Consider the following 14,885-nt stretch of genomic DNA (forward strand, 5'->3'; position numbering starts at 1 on the left):
CATCATGGGAGTTCAGCGGTTTGTAGGACCCTTTGCCGCTAATCCCTGAGCTGTTTCTTCTGTAATCTGAGACGAGTCCCTGATTTAAGGCAGTGCGGAACTTTTCAAAAGCATGCTTGCCGGCGGCTGAAACACAGACGATGATGGATCATGAGTTAACGGAGTAATCATGCGACATTCATTTTATCTGTCAGCCTGTTAAAGAATCCGGATCGCCCGGTTGGAAAATCCGACATAATTTATACAAAAACCGGGCAAAATCGCCCGGTTTGATGATATGTGGAAGATTTAGGACAGATCCACGGAAATTTTCGTGTCTTTGCCGAAAATTTTCAGGAAAATCAAATAGACAATGCCAATCGCAAGCCATGAGAAACCCAGCGTCTTTGCGAGAGGATCGAGGTTCCACCAAACAAAGCCAATGATCAGCAGGCCGATCAGCGGCATGATGAAATACTGAAAATAATTTTTGCTTTTCTGTTTACGCAGATAGTAGTTCATAACGGCAAGGTGCAGAAGAATAAAAGATGAGAGTGCGCCAAAGTTAACTACTGAAGCCAGTTTGCCGATCTGAGAAGCAAAAATAGTTGTCACAATTAATGAGACAAATGCAACCAGCAGGGTGCTGATGTAAGGTGTCTTGTATTTTGGATGGATCTTGGACAAAAAATGCGGTAGTTTCCTGTCGCGAGCCATACTGTAAAGAATGCGCGAGATCGCTGTCTGTGCCACAAGCGCATTTGCGATGCCCCACGATACTGCGGTTGCCACGATCGTCACAATCCGCAGCCAGTCACCGCCTGCGATCCCCGCGACTTGATAAAATGCGGTATCCGGGCTCTTAAAGGCATTAAAGTCAGGAAAAACCAGGGCGGCGACCCATGTCTGAATGATGAACAGGACACCGACAATAATCAGTGAAAATATGGTTGCCCGCCCGACCGCTTTTTTTCCGCCGTTTGATTCTTCGGACAGGGTTGAAATAGCATCAAAACCAAGAAAGCTCAGGACGGCGATCGATACGGCGCCCATAACGGTAGACAGTGAGAATTGTGCGGGATCATACAGCGGTTTAAAGGTAAATACCGCTCCGTTTACGTGCCGGGCAATCGCCGTGATGCCGACAATAATGAAGACGGCGAGGACAACAAATTCAAGAAACAGGATGACTTTATTTGTCTTTGCCGTAAAGACGATGCCGCGGATATTAATGACCGTATTGAATCCGATAAAGATAATGAGCCAGACTAAAACGGGAATCTGGGGAACGATGTCGGCCAGGGCAACGGCGCTGACCAGATAGAGCAACGCCGGGATGAAAATATAGTCAAGCAGTATCAGCCAACCGGCGATGAATCCGACGTTATCGTTAATGCCTCTTTGAGCATAGGAATAAACGGATCCGGCGATCGGAATTGCTGAAGACATTTTCGAATAGCTGAAAGCAGTGAACAGCATACCGATCATGCCGATGGCGTATGCCAGAGCAACCATTCCGTGGGATCCGATTGCAATCTGGCCGTAAATACCGAACGGCGCGATCGGCACCATGAAGATCAGGCCGTAAATCAGCAGATCTGTGAATGAAAGGGCGCGGCTCAGTTCCTGCTTATAGCCGAAGGAGCGATTTGCTGCGGGTTTGGATTCTGTCATTTATTTTCACCTCAAGTATTATAGAGTATAAATGCCGTATGCATTGAGAAACCATCTGGGTACGAAAAAACGGGCCGTCAGCTTTGGATCGACAATCTGAGAAATCTGCGCATTGCCGATGGCGCTCATCAGCATAGTCAGTTTGCCTAAGCCTAGGTCGGTATAGGGCGAGAGAAAATCGATCATTTCTTCGACACTTGTTTTTGCTGCCTCATCCAATGTGTTTTTCGATACGATCATGGCGATACCCTGTTTATTTGACAACAGCGGATAATGAATGTTCAAGTCGTCCCTCACTTCGAAGCGGACGGTCGCCGATCCGCCGACTTCTACTCCGGATACACCGATCTCGCCGTCGCCCATCGCGGCATGCATATCGCCAAGGCCGAACAGTGCCCCTTTGTGAAAAATCGGAATGTAGAGGGTGGCTCCCTCGGTAATTAAAGTCGTATCAAGATTTCCGCCATGTTCGCCGGGGGTTCCGCAGTTTACGGCACCTTCTTCCGGAGCCACACCGATGACGCCGATCATTTTATTAAACGGGATTTTGATCTTCTCGTTGAAAAGAATACGCTCCTGTTCAATGGGGGTAATTTTAAATTGCAGATCCTCGAGCCTATGCCCCATCGTCCCCAGATTTTTCCCTGTAGACAGAACGCCGCTGTTTTTGACACTGATTTTTTCAATATGCACAGCCAGCGTTTTCCCGGGTTCGGCCCCTTGAACATAGATAGGACCCGTTGCCGGATTAATTCTGTTCCAATCGATCGCGTCATAATCTGTTTCTTCGGAAGCAATCTGGTCTTCAAAGCAGTCGTATGTTTCAATGATGACCTCGTCTCCGGGTTTGACGAAGGCGACAGGTGCGTTTTCTTTACTGAAAGCATAGATTGGTTTTCCGCGCTGAATCGTCGTTGCCATGAAATGACCTCCTCTTTTTCTAATATTATTAGTATAAAGTTATAAGAAATCAGAATGTTATAATAAAATATCCGTTTTTTATAAAAATCTACTTTCTTTGTAAGAAAACATAACTTATATGTGTAATAAATTGATGGGCTGCGCTGATAAGCAGGCTCCAGCATAGATCAAGAAGAATGGACCGGGGGGTCGAAAATAAGTACAGACCCGCAAGAAAACCTGAGCAGACAGGCAGCAGCTTGAACCCATTTACTTTTTTTTTGGAGATCATCAGCAGGGAAAAAGAAGGGATTGAAGCGATACAGAGTAATGAAAAGATTTTAATACTCGTAAAAAGGAGAGTCATGGAAGGATGGAGCGCAGCAAAAAGAACAATAAGAAATAAGAGCGCGCCGGCATAAACCTTTTTAAAAAAACGCCGATCCTTGTTTTGAGTATCCTGATGGATTAGCAGGAAAGCATCCATGATCGATTTCAGACAGACAATCGCACCGATCAGACCGATGGAAAACAATGAAACAGCCAAAAAATAGGCAAAAAAAGGAGCGGAGTGAGATAAAGCATCCAGGACACTGATCAGAGTCGAAGCTTGTCGATGGTCGGTCGTCCGGACAAATACGGCAATCATCATCAGTGTGACAATCAGGCTGGCAAAGCAGAACACGGCGCATCTGTAAATGGTCCGCATTCTGTTTTCCTTCATGGAAAAACTGATATGCCATAACGATAAATCAGTCAGGAGGTAACCGAAATAAATACTGATCATGACAAATAACCATAAGCACTGGGTCCCGAAACCGGAAAGAAAATCCGGACCCAACCGGCCCTGCTCGATTGTCCAGTTCCGGTAGATTGAAAAAATACCATTTGTGAGATAGGCGTAAAGAAGCAGGCAGACCATGGTGAAAAAAATGAGGACATTAAGCAGCCTGCTTACTTTTTTGATCGCTGCAAAACCGCCGGCAACTGCATAAACATAGACAAGGAATAAAAGAGAAAGAAATACCCATCTTTCAGAGACCTGGAACAGATTGACCGCGAGCAGCGTCATCCATGTAATTTCTGAGAGAAAGGCAAAAAAAGAAATAAGCGTCATGATCAGTAAGATCAAATGAAAAGTATACTGATCGGCCGCGCGTTCCCTGAAAAAAGTGAGCGGTGTGTGATTGGGATTATTCAGATGTCTCCTGCCGGCCGCGCGGATCCATTTTTCATAAAGAACCATCATCGGGAGCATAAAAAGAGTGAAGAGGATCCCTCTTATCAGACTTTTGTTTGAGATGAACTGAAAAAACATAAAGATCATGAATCCTTTTAGCAGATGCGAAAGCAGCAACGGCGTGCCTTCGTGAAGTCCGAGTCTTTTACTGCCCTGTATGTATGCGGGAATCGACGTTTCGCGGCTTAGATAGGGAAGGGCGGAAATGAGCAGCAGCAAATAAGGAATGATCAGGGCATCCTCATTCATCCTGCGGCCCGATCTTTCCATGCCTGAATTGAGTCGGTGTTCTGTTTTCATGCTTTTTAAAAGAATTAGTGAAATAATTCTGGCTTGAGAAACCGACGGCATCTGCAATATATTGTATCGTATACTCAGGGTACTGCGTCATCAGCAGTTTTGCCTGATTGATTCTGACCTGAACAAGGTAATCTTTGTAGGAAAGCCGCACTTCGTCGTTGAACTTTTTGCTCAGATAATTCGGTGAAACGTGGACGAAATCGGCGACATCCTGAAGATGGATATTGTCCTTGTAATGTTCACGAACAAATCGGAGCGCCCTTTGCATCATAGGTGTCAGAGGGAAGGTGCCGTCCCGGATTTCAAATTTGTCGAGTACATCATAAAGCTCTGTTCGAATGACCGGCTTAACGATGTAATCAATAGCTTTTAATTTAATGGCTCTTTTAGCATAGTCAAAATTCTGATAGGCAGTAATGATCACAATACCCGGCTTTTTTGAGTGGGCCTGTAATTTTTCTGCCAGGTCCAGCCCGGATTCGCCTGAAAGGTGGATGTCGAGCATGGCCAGCCGAATATCATGATTGTTTGCAATCTCCAGGGCTTCAAGGCTGTCTTCGGCTGTGAACAGATTCCAATGAGGATAGCGAGTGTAGATCAGCTGAAGCAGCTGTTCAAGTTCCAGATATTCATCGTCAACAATTAATACGTTCATGACTCATCCTCCACAATGGTGTAAGGCCAGACGACTTTTGCCACAGTTTCGCGGTCTGCGTTCTTCTCTATACGGACTTCCGTGTACAAATCGAAAAGCAGTCGCAGCCTTTTCCGTATATTTTCCAGACCGATACCATGCTCGCTTTGCAGATTGAGGGGTTCCGATCCGTTGTCTGTGACACGCAGCTCCACCCAGTTTCCCTTCCGCTCGAGAGAGATTGACAGTCTCTTATTGCCCGTGTTCTTGCCGAAGGCGTGCTTAAAAGCATTTTCCACTAGAATTTGCAGCGTATACGGCGGAATTCCCGCTGAAAGCTCTTGATCATTCACCTGAATGTCTATGCTCAGCTTTCTTCCGAATCGGAGTTTTTGAATATATATGTAATTTTTAATCTGATTCAGTTCGACAGAAAAAGGAATCATGTCTTTTTTATCCGTATATTTATAACGAAGATACATTGAAAAACGCTCGAGGCCTTCAATCAATTTTTCTTGCCGTTTCAGCCGGGCCAGAGATAATATGACATTTAAGGTATTAAACATAAAATGCGGCTGAATTTGTCTGCTGAGCTGGAGCAGCTCACTTTCCTGAACCCGGTTCTGCAAACGGACCTTTGTGTTTTCCAGCTCCAAAACATTAATCTCCTTTTCAACAATCGGCAGCGAAATGAGCAGAAAGAAGGAGAGAATACTGAACACGACGCTGCAGAACACAAGGCCTTCAAATAAATAGAACAGCATATCTGCCCGCCTCCCCCTTTCTTTCAGAATTTAAACTCTATTATATTATAAACGGCTGCTTTGAGGAAATAGAATCGGTCGCAGTCGGAAATGTAGCCAGTCCGGGACGGCAAGTGATCCGGGCAAGCAGGACAGACCGCGCGAGGATGTTTTGCTGCAATTTTTTGAAAAAAAATTCAGACAGCTCCGTTTAACGGTTCTTATCGGAAAATATTCGTACATTTTTTCTATGCATAAATGAATAATGGAAACGATCGGATTATGAGCCTGATGATTGAAAATAGATACAATTTCCTTTTCATAACAAAAATGATGCTGAGAATGAACGGAGCGCGACAAGAAACTCGGGCTTATATGTCATAATTCATAACTTTGTATGTTAAAATTGTTCCTAAAAGGAGGGTGACCGATGCTTCCGATTCCGAACGATAAAATCCGGCCTGTCGTGACGGTACCTTTAGAGCAAATCGATAAACATCTGGAACAGCATACGGATGATTCGATAAACGACTACCTGTTCATCGAGGATAGAAATCGGCTGATCGGCTATATTTCCGTCAGAGAGATGAAATCGAAAAACAGGCGCCGCATGACTGCTGACGAGATTAAAAAGCAGACCCATCCGCTGGAAACAGCCTGTTTTCTCGGGCAGGAGTTTTCGATTCCGGATCTTTACCGGGTGATCGGCGAAGCGGTGACTCTTGTTAAAGACAGGGATGGCTGCCTGATCGGCTACATAAAAAGAGAAGATCTGCTTGTGGCTCTGTTTCAGGATGAAAGCCAGAACACGGATTTGTTGAAGACTATTCTGACATCAATCCCGATGGGTATTTTTATCGCCGATCGTCAAAGAAGGATGGTTAATTTTAATGAAGCGGGTCTGAGAATGACGAAGCGCCGTGCCTCCGAAGTCGCCCATGAACCGGCGGAGAATATTTTCGGCCGCAAAGAGATCGATCGTGTTTTCACGACCGGAGAGACGATCCTGAATCAGATTGTCGTCGGCGGCCAGGTGGGGCTTCTCGCCGATTACAGCCCCATTTTCGGTCCCGGCCGCACGATAAACGGCGTCGTCATTGTTGTTCAGGATTTGCCGATGGTTGAAAAAATGGCGATGGAACTGGAATATGTAAAAAACCTGAATGCGGACCTGAATGCCGTTTTATCAAGCATGTACGACGAAATTCTGGTCCTGGACGAGGAAGGCGGTCTGATTCGCTGCAGTGAAACTCTCTCTGCCGATTATTGGCATATTAATTTTAAAAAATTGATCGGAAAAAATCTGCTTCATCTTGAAGCGAAGGGGATGTTTCACCTGCCGGTCATTCGGTACGTGATTGAGAACAGAAAAAAATATTCGGTTGTACAGGAAACATCGGACGGAAAGAAAGTGCTGGCGCTCGGCACCCCGGTTTTCGGCGATAACGGGGAGATTCAGAGAATCATTATTGCCCTGCGCGATATCACGGAAACCGCAGAGCTTAAAACACGGCTTAATGAATATAAAAAGGAGTTGGACGGCTTTAGAAAGAAAGACCTTTTCATGCAGCAGATGGTTTTCAGAAGCGTAAAAATGGAGGAACTGATGATCCGGGTAAAAAAGGTCGCCGAGTTTTCCTCAACGGTACTGATCGACGGCGAGTCGGGTGTCGGAAAAGAAGTCGTTGCTCAGGCGATTCATCAAATGGGCACTCGAAGCAGCCGGCCTTTTTTAAAACTGAATTGCGGGGCCATTCCCGGAAATCTCCTGGAAAGCGAATTGTTCGGGTACGTGAAAGGTGCATTTACCGGCGCGAGCACAGCCGGTAAAAAAGGTTATTTCGAGCAGGCCGACGGCGGGGTGCTGTTCATGGATGAAATCGGCGAGCTTCCGCTTCAGCTGCAGGTAAAGCTGCTGAGAGTCCTTCAGGAAGGCGAAGTCATTCCGCTCGGCAGCACGCGGCCGATTCCGGTTAATGTTCAGATCGTAGCGGCGACCAACCGAAATTTGAAAGAAATGGTTAAGGCCGGCGCCTTCCGAGAAGATCTGTATTATCGCCTGAATGTCATTCCGATCCATGTGCCGCCCCTGCGCGAGCGTCCTGAGGATATCGCCGTTCTTGCGGTTCATTTTCTTAAGCAGCTTAACCAAAAGTATAAGAAGCATTATGTCTTCATGCCGGATGCTCTAAATCTGCTTGAACTTTATCACTGGCCGGGGAACATCCGCGAGCTGCAGAATGTCGTGGAACGGCTGATTGTCGTTTCCGATAGTGAGACGATTCATGCCGATCTCGTCGGCAATTTGATCAGATTCGATCAGCGGGTTCCGGATTCGCATTCTTTTACCAACCGGATCATTCCGATGAAGCAGGCCAAAGAAAAACTGGAGAGAGAACTGGTCGTGATGGCGATGAAAAAATTCAAAACCACAACGCGTGCAGCAGAGGCGCTTGGTATCAGTCAATCTTCGGTCAGCAGGAAATATAATAAGATTCTCGGCGAAGGGCATTAATCTGTTCGAAAAAGGCGGGATATCACGGCGGATAGGCGCGGATTCCCGTCTTTTGCTCTTTTATTCCGGGGCCCGCAGACTTGCTCTATGAAAAAAATCATAGGCTATCCATTCTTGCATAAATAAACAGTCGATTTTACACAATAGTGATCAAGCAGGATCCGGTCAAAAGATGAACCGGATTTTTATTTATCTCTTGCCTCTGTTCAATTTATTATCAAATTTTTGTAACAATTTCTTACATGCGAATCACATGCCGATGAAAATGGCACATAAATTGCTTGCTGAACAGTGAATAAATGAAGCCCTCGCATTTCTCAACTGCGCCTGACGATTTGAACCGTAAAGAGGTGATCATTTTTAAGATGAAAACGAATTGAAGCCGCTGTTCGCCGGAAGAAAAGAAAAAAATTTATTGGGAGTGTTTAATGTTGAGTATCGATATAAAAGAGCAGTCCAATGAAAAATATACGGAAGCAAACAATTATGCTAAAAAAGTGCTGAACCTGATCAATAAAGAAAATGACGCGATCACGGAAGAAGATGCTTCATGGATTACTGAGGAAACGGTAGATAATTTCCGCGATTATGTGAATCCGGGATTTTTGGACTATCGGAAAACGGTCACGAAAGATAAACAATTTGCCGCCGTTGAATGGTCCGATGAAGGAGAAAGTTTCAAAGATGTGAACGGGAAAAAATATATCGACTGTCTGGGCGGATTCGGCATCTACAATGTCGGCCACCGAAATCCCAGGGTCGTTCGCGCCGTGGAAAGTCAGATGAACCGCCAGGCGCTCCACAGTCAGGATCTGCTTGATCCGCTGCGTGCTTTTCTGGCCAAGCTGGTCGCCCAAATCACGCCCGGCGACCTGCAATATTCCTTCTTTACAAACAGCGGAACGGAAAGCGTTGAAGGGGCCCTGAAACTGGCAAAGCTTTACAGCGATCGGTCAACAATTATAGCCGCTACGCGCGCTTTTCACGGCAAGAGCCTCGGCTCGCTGACTGCGACGGCCAAAGGCGCTTTTCGCCGGCCGTTTTTCCCGCTCGTTTCCGGATTCCGTCATGTTCAATACGGAGATATCGAAATGATGGAGAAAACAATGGAAGCCTGCGCGCTGGTCGGTGAAGACGCCGCTGCCGTTCTGCTTGAACCGATCCAGGGCGAAGGCGGCGTCATTGTGCCGCCGGACGATTATTTGCCGAAGGTCAGAGCGCTTTGCGATAAATACGGAGCCCTGCTCATCCTCGACGAAGTGCAGACCGGGATGGGCCGTACCGGCAGGATGTTCTGCTGCGAACATTACGGCGTGGTTCCGGATATTCTCTGCCTGGCTAAGGCTTTCGGCGGCGGGATTGTCCCTGCGGGCGCCGTCGTTGCCAATGAGAAGGTTTTTAAAAACTTTTTCCCGAATCCGTTCATTCACACAACGACTTTCGGTGGAAATCCGCTTGCCTGTGCGGCGGCGATTGCAACGATAAACGTGCTGATTGAGGAAAATCTTCCGGAACGGGCGGCGAAGATGGGCGCTTATATGCTTCGGGGCCTGAAGGAAGCGGCGAGGGGCCATGAAGATAAAGTCATGGAAATCCGCGGCAAAGGTCTGATGATCGGTATCGAATTTCAGAAAGATAAGATCGGGTACGAGTTTTCCCAAAAATTGTTTGATAAGGGCGTGCTTGTGGCCGGGACCTTGGTAAATGCCAAAACGATCCGCATTGAACCGCCGCTGACGATCAAAAAGGAAGACATCGACCGGGTTGTGCAGACGGTGGCCGACGCATTGAAATAAAGGCGGGAGTCCGGAATGAACATGAGTATCGGCTGAAACGGGCGGCCGCAGGCAACCCGTCTGCCAAGTCGGCGCCGATCGAGAGGCGGCGTCCGTCCGACAATTTTTTTATAGGGGGGAAATCAGGGATGGCAACGAAAACCAGCCGGAAAATCCTGGAACTGAGCATGTATATTGACGGCGAATGGCGGCAGGGTTCGGGAAACGGAAAGCGGGAAATTATCAATCCCGCCAATGGTGAAGTGATTGCGCAGGCGGCGGAAGGCAATGTGTCCGATGTCCGGGCTGCCGTGCAGGCGGCAAGGGAGGCTTTTGATCGCGGGCCGTGGCCGGGACTGAGCGCTGAAGAGCGCGCCGGTTATCTGCTTAAGGCTGCCGCTAAGATCGATGAACGGCATGACGAGCTGGCGGCGCTGGAGACCCTCGATAATGGCAAACCGCTCAGAGAAGCCGGCTATGATGTGAGCGATGCTGCGGCCTGTTTCCGCTATTACGCCGGATTAATTCCGGCGCCTCACGGCGAAACCTATACGGTTCCGGATAATATGCAGGCCATGGTGATCCGCGAACCGATCGGCGTCTGCGGACTGATTGTTCCCTGGAATTATCCGCTGCTGATGAGTGTCTGGAAGATCGCCCCGGCACTTGCCGCCGGCAATGCCATCGTTTATAAACCGTCAGAACTGACGCCGGTCACTGCGACGAAGCTGTTCGAAATATTAGAAGAAACCGGTCTGCCGAAAGGGGTGGCCAATATGGTGATGGGTGCCGGAGAAACGGTCGGAAACGAGATTGCCGTCAGCCATGGCGTCGATATGATTTCCTTCACCGGCGGAACGGATACCGGCCGTCGGATCATGAAGGCTGCGAGCGGCAATATGAAAAAAATATCGCTGGAACTGGGCGGCAAATCGCCCAACATCATCTTTGCCGACGCCGATTTTGAAAGCGCCGTGGATTATGCCTTATTCGGGATTTATGCCGGTGCGGGTCAGATTTGTTCGGCGGGATCGCGAATTCTGGTTGAGGAAAGCATCAAAGATGCGTTCGTTGCCCGCTTTACGGAACGGGCTAATAAAATCAGAGTGGGGGCGGGCGGCGATCCGGAAACGGAAATGGGGCCGCTTGTCAGTCAGGAACAACTGGACAAAGTACTCCGATATATCGAGATCGGCAAAGCGGAGGGAGCTGAAATTGCCTGCGGCGGCTTTCGCCTGACGGGCCGTGATTATGACAATGGATTCTTTGTCGCTCCCACCGCTTTTATTGATACAGAGCCCGGTATGCGTATTGTTCAGGAAGAAATCTTCGGACCGGTTGCCGTCTTTCAGACGTTCAGAGATGAAACGGAAGCTGTCAGACTGGCTAATGAGACAAAATACGGATTGGCCGGCGCCGTCTTTACCAAGGATGCAGCCAGGGCGATGCGCGTCATTAAAAAAGTGCGCGCCGGTATCACATGGGTCAATACGTATCATGGCACGTACAACGAAGCGCCATGGCACGGCTATAAACAGAGCGGGATCGGTTCAAGTCTGGGTACATACGGCCTGGACGAATTTTTAGAGACGAAGCAGATTAATTTTAACCTTGATGGGGGACCGAGCGGCTGGTTTTCCGGTTAAGATTATTTCCGGCCTGCATTTTCAGAATTGCATAAATAGTGGATTTTATAAGGCGCCGTTCCGGACCTGAGAGGGAAGGCGGTTCACTTCAGAAAAGAATTCTGATGTTTTTAACGCGGTGAAATAAAGAAATTGTGGGTCATTCCGTTTTGGATCGGGATTAGTGCCGGTCGGCAGGTTTACCGGCCCATCTTTATCAATTTTTATCAAAATAATCAAAATAATAAATGGCGAGGGGATATGTGACATGTCCGATGAACTCAAGAAAAACGAATTGACAAAGTTTGATTCCATCATCATGGGCATTGCCGGCACCGCCCCGGCATACACGATTTCGGCCAGTTCGGCGACTCTGGTTGCCACGGTCGGAATCATGGGGCCCGGTTCGATTCTGTATGCGGCAATTGTTATGTTCGGCATCGCCTTTGCCTTCATGTACCTGAATCGCTGGCGTTCAGATGCCGGGGCCAGTTATGCCTGGGTGGGCCGGGCGATTCATCCGGCACTCGGGTTCATGAGCGGCTGGGCGTTGATCGTTGCCACGTGTCTGTTCATGGTTGCCGGATCGCTTCCGGTCGGGACGGCAACGCTCGATCTGATCGCTCCTTCGCTGAGCGGCAATGTGGTTGCCGTTACCGTTGCCGGAGCGTTATGGTTCCTCTCAATGAACATCCTGATTATGATAGGCATTCAGATAACGGCCAAATTCCAGAAGTTTATGACGATTATCGAAGTGCTGATCTTGATTGTGATTGCCATCGGAGCTTTTGCCAAATTCGGCGTACATCCCGTTCATCCTTTTTCATGGTCCTGGTTTTCACCGGGCGGATTCAATCTCAATATGTTCATGTCCGGTTCTCTTGTCGCGATATTCTATTATTGGGGCTGGGACGTCACGGCGAATCTTACCGAGGAAACGAAAGACAGGAATAAAGCACCCGGATACGGCGGCGTTTTCGGCATGATCGGCATCTTCGTCCTGTTTGAATTACTGCAGATCGTGTTTCAGATGGGACTGACTTCGAAACAGATTGCCAATGCCGGAACTAATCTGCTGCCGGCCGTCGGCAATATGATCTTTCCGCGGCCGTGGGGGAATATTGCCATACTGGCCGTGATGATCAGTACCGTCGCGACACTGGAAACCTCGCTGCTGCAGGCAAGCCGTACTTTATTTTCAATGGGACGCGACAACGTGCTCGGCGCCGGATTCGGACGGCTTCATCCCCGTTTTCAGACGCCGTGGCTTGCCGGAATGGTCATGGGCATTGTTTCTCTGCTGCTCTTTGTCGTTTCCAGTTTCAGCTCGGGGATCAATGCGATCATGACCGACGCGATTACGGCGATCGGCCTGCAGATCGCCTTCTACTACGGGCTGACCGGATTTGCCTGTGCGTGGTATTACCGGCACGGACTCACCCATGATTTCAGGACATTTTTCATGCGCGGCCTCTGGCCCGTCTGTTCATCGCTGTTCCTTTGGGCCATCGCCATCTATGATATCCCGCAGCTGGGCTGGCGGACGGATCTGATCGGCCTGGGGACGCTGTTCATCGGTGTCATCCCGCTCGTTTACTACCGGTTTAAACTCAAAAGCCTTTTCTACCTCTCGGGACGTGAGAAGGCCGCTGACCTGGAGACGGCCGTCGAAGCAGCGGCGCCTACAAAATTCTGATAAGGAAGCCGGACCTGCAGGACTTTGAGATTATCAGATTTCTGAACGGTGCCAGGATAAGCGATCTCTCAGCAAAACGGCCGATCCATTGAGGCCCGAGACCGTCCGGGACAGTCAATAAGCCGCATTCCATTCATCGTGATGGAAAAGGCGGCCTGCTGATTGGCGGGTCGGTCCGTGTCCGACTTCTCATTCGTAACCGGAGAAAATGGGGCGGCTGTCGGACCCGGTTCGCACGGTATCCCGGCGGCACAAGCTCTTTTTTCAGCGGATGGTGAAAAAAGGATTGAGAAAGCTCACTTCCGGGTGCCCGCAGGCATACAGCAAGCCGGACAATCGGCAGTAAAATGCAGAGCACTATCGGTAACCGGTTACCAATCATCGGTAAATGGCTGAGAATCAACAATGACTAAATCAATAAGTGGGAATAATCAGAACCATATTCGCAATGTTTTGCAGGCATGACGACCGATTTCGGCGGAACGGAACGATGTTCTTCAGACGTTGATTTGTTTCAAAAATTAAGGATGCCTTTGACCGGTCTGAGAAGGGGGGGCCGGGATCATATGTAAAAGGCGGACATCCGGCAGATCGGGTTTGCGGTTGAAGCGATTATGGAAACCGGCCTCTGATTTTGTTGCAAGTAAGTATACTGTCCGGGAAATAGACGGATTAAAAAAGGCGCAGCCGCTAAAATAACGGGTGCGCCTTTTACTTCTTTGTTTGTTCAGTTATTCACGTTTTAATTGGCGAAATAAGTTTTAATGACATCTTTCAGTTCGGTCGGATCAAGGATCACCTGGTCGTTGTTGGCCTGAAGGACGTCGTCATACATCACTGCGTTTGTGCCTTTGACCTGGCGATAATGAATCTGCTGCTGCGGATGGAAATCGCTTTTAGCGCTGAGGCCGACACTGATCATATCCTCCTGGCTCAAATTGGTTGCGACGAAAAATTTAGAAAGCGAACCGGCCAAAGCAGGCAGCTTGGTGATATTTGCCGGCTGCATCACTTTCTGGGCGATGCCGATCAGCGCGGCTTCCTGAAGCTGCTGGCGGCCGTAATCGGTCCCCGGGAGAGAATAACGTTCATGAACGATTTCCGTCACCATTTTTCCGCTCAGCGCGTGCGTCCCCGCCGTGAAACTTAATCCCTGATCTTCCGAATACCAAGGGTGAGTCAGGGTGACGTTAAACGGAAGAGTCATATTGATTCCGCCGATTGCATCGACCATGTACTGAAGGCCCCAATAGTTTGTTTCCGCGTAATAGTTAATCGGGACGCCCGTCAGGTTGGATACGGTTTTTACAGCGTCGGTAATGCCTTGCTGCGCCCCGTTTTTGACCTGGGAAACATATTGAACGCTTGTCAGTTTGGTATAACCGTAGCCCTGCATGTAAACACGCGTGTCACGCGGAATGCTCAGCATGTCGTAAGTATGATTGTTCAGATCGGCGTGAATAAGCACCATCGAATCCGTATGGCCGGCCGGGTCTCCTTTCCGGGCATCGGTGCCGATCAGCAGCATATTGAATACTCCGGCTTTCAGATTGCTGTCCGATCCGCCGATTGATTTCAGATTGCTGAAATGATTCTGCGGATTCAGTTTGTTATATTCATAAGCACCGAAAGCGGCCGCTGCGACAAGCAGGAGGATCAGCACCAGTAACGCAATGCGCAGGCCGCGGTGGCGTTTCCTTGTCTTTCTATATGTCGTTCGGGATTCTTGATCCGGGATTCTGTGTGCCATGTTCTGCTCCTTTGTCTCATTTTCCGAGGGAAGTATTTTTATGAGTTTATAAAA

Annotated in this window: 10 protein-coding genes; 4 read left to right on the forward strand and 6 right to left on the reverse strand. The window is 48.5% G+C overall.

Annotated elements, in window-relative coordinates:
- Positions 1–288 precede the first annotated feature (288 nt).
- The 5 genes from Q6A92_RS03705 to Q6A92_RS03725 form a co-directional block, all read right to left on the reverse strand.
- Entirely contained in the window at positions 289–1,653 is a 1,365-nt protein-coding gene (locus tag Q6A92_RS03705) for an APC family permease (RefSeq protein ID WP_332237084.1), read from the reverse strand.
- An 18-nt stretch (positions 1,654–1,671) separates the two neighbouring features.
- Complete coding sequence (locus Q6A92_RS03710; protein ID WP_274399940.1) at positions 1,672–2,574, reverse strand: acetamidase/formamidase family protein; 903 nt, start codon at positions 2,572–2,574, stop codon at positions 1,672–1,674.
- Positions 2,575–2,662: 88 nt separating this feature from the next.
- Entirely contained in the window at positions 2,663–4,042 is a 1,380-nt protein-coding gene (locus Q6A92_RS03715) for a hypothetical protein (RefSeq protein WP_332237085.1), read from the reverse strand.
- A complete protein-coding gene (locus Q6A92_RS03720) occupies positions 4,035–4,748 on the reverse strand; it encodes a response regulator transcription factor (protein ID WP_274399943.1) in 714 nt (237 codons plus the stop codon). The genes Q6A92_RS03715 and Q6A92_RS03720 overlap by 8 nt, the downstream gene beginning before the upstream one ends.
- A complete protein-coding gene (locus Q6A92_RS03725; protein WP_274399944.1) occupies positions 4,745–5,491 on the reverse strand; it encodes a sensor histidine kinase in 747 nt (248 codons plus the stop codon). Before Q6A92_RS03725 ends, Q6A92_RS03720 begins: the two co-directional genes overlap by 4 nt.
- Before the next feature lie 409 nt (positions 5,492–5,900).
- On the opposite strand from Q6A92_RS03725, the gene Q6A92_RS03730 reads away from it, so the two are divergent.
- The 4 genes from Q6A92_RS03730 (at position 5,901) to Q6A92_RS03745 (ending at position 13,081) form a co-directional block, all read left to right on the forward strand.
- Positions 5,901–7,985, forward strand: a complete 2,085-nt coding sequence (locus tag Q6A92_RS03730; protein WP_332237086.1) for a sigma 54-interacting transcriptional regulator — start codon at positions 5,901–5,903, stop codon at positions 7,983–7,985.
- Positions 7,986–8,416: 431 nt separating this feature from the next.
- The gene (locus tag Q6A92_RS03735) at positions 8,417–9,781 is read left to right on the forward strand and encodes a putrescine aminotransferase (RefSeq protein WP_332237087.1); all 1,365 of its coding nucleotides are present in this window, start codon (positions 8,417–8,419) and stop codon (positions 9,779–9,781) included.
- Between the two features lie 152 nt (positions 9,782–9,933).
- Positions 9,934–11,406 carry an aldehyde dehydrogenase family protein gene (locus Q6A92_RS03740; RefSeq protein WP_332237117.1) on the forward strand — a complete coding sequence of 491 codons (1,473 nt, stop codon included), beginning with the start codon at positions 9,934–9,936 and terminating at the stop codon, positions 11,404–11,406.
- A 247-nt stretch (positions 11,407–11,653) separates the two neighbouring features.
- Positions 11,654–13,081: an APC family permease gene (locus Q6A92_RS03745; protein WP_274399948.1), complete on the forward strand. Its 1,428-nt coding sequence runs from the start codon at positions 11,654–11,656 to the stop codon at positions 13,079–13,081.
- 742 nt (positions 13,082–13,823) lie between these two features.
- Here the strand turns inward: Q6A92_RS03745 and Q6A92_RS03750 are convergent.
- Positions 13,824–14,831, reverse strand: coding sequence for an LCP family protein (locus Q6A92_RS03750; protein WP_274399949.1), 1,008 nt, complete (start codon positions 14,829–14,831; stop codon positions 13,824–13,826).
- Between the last annotated feature and the right edge of the window lie 54 nt (positions 14,832–14,885).

Origin of the sequence: Sporolactobacillus sp. KGMB 08714, assembly GCF_036598985.1 — a bacterium.
GTDB lineage: Bacteria > Bacillota > Bacilli > Bacillales > Sporolactobacillaceae > Sporolactobacillus.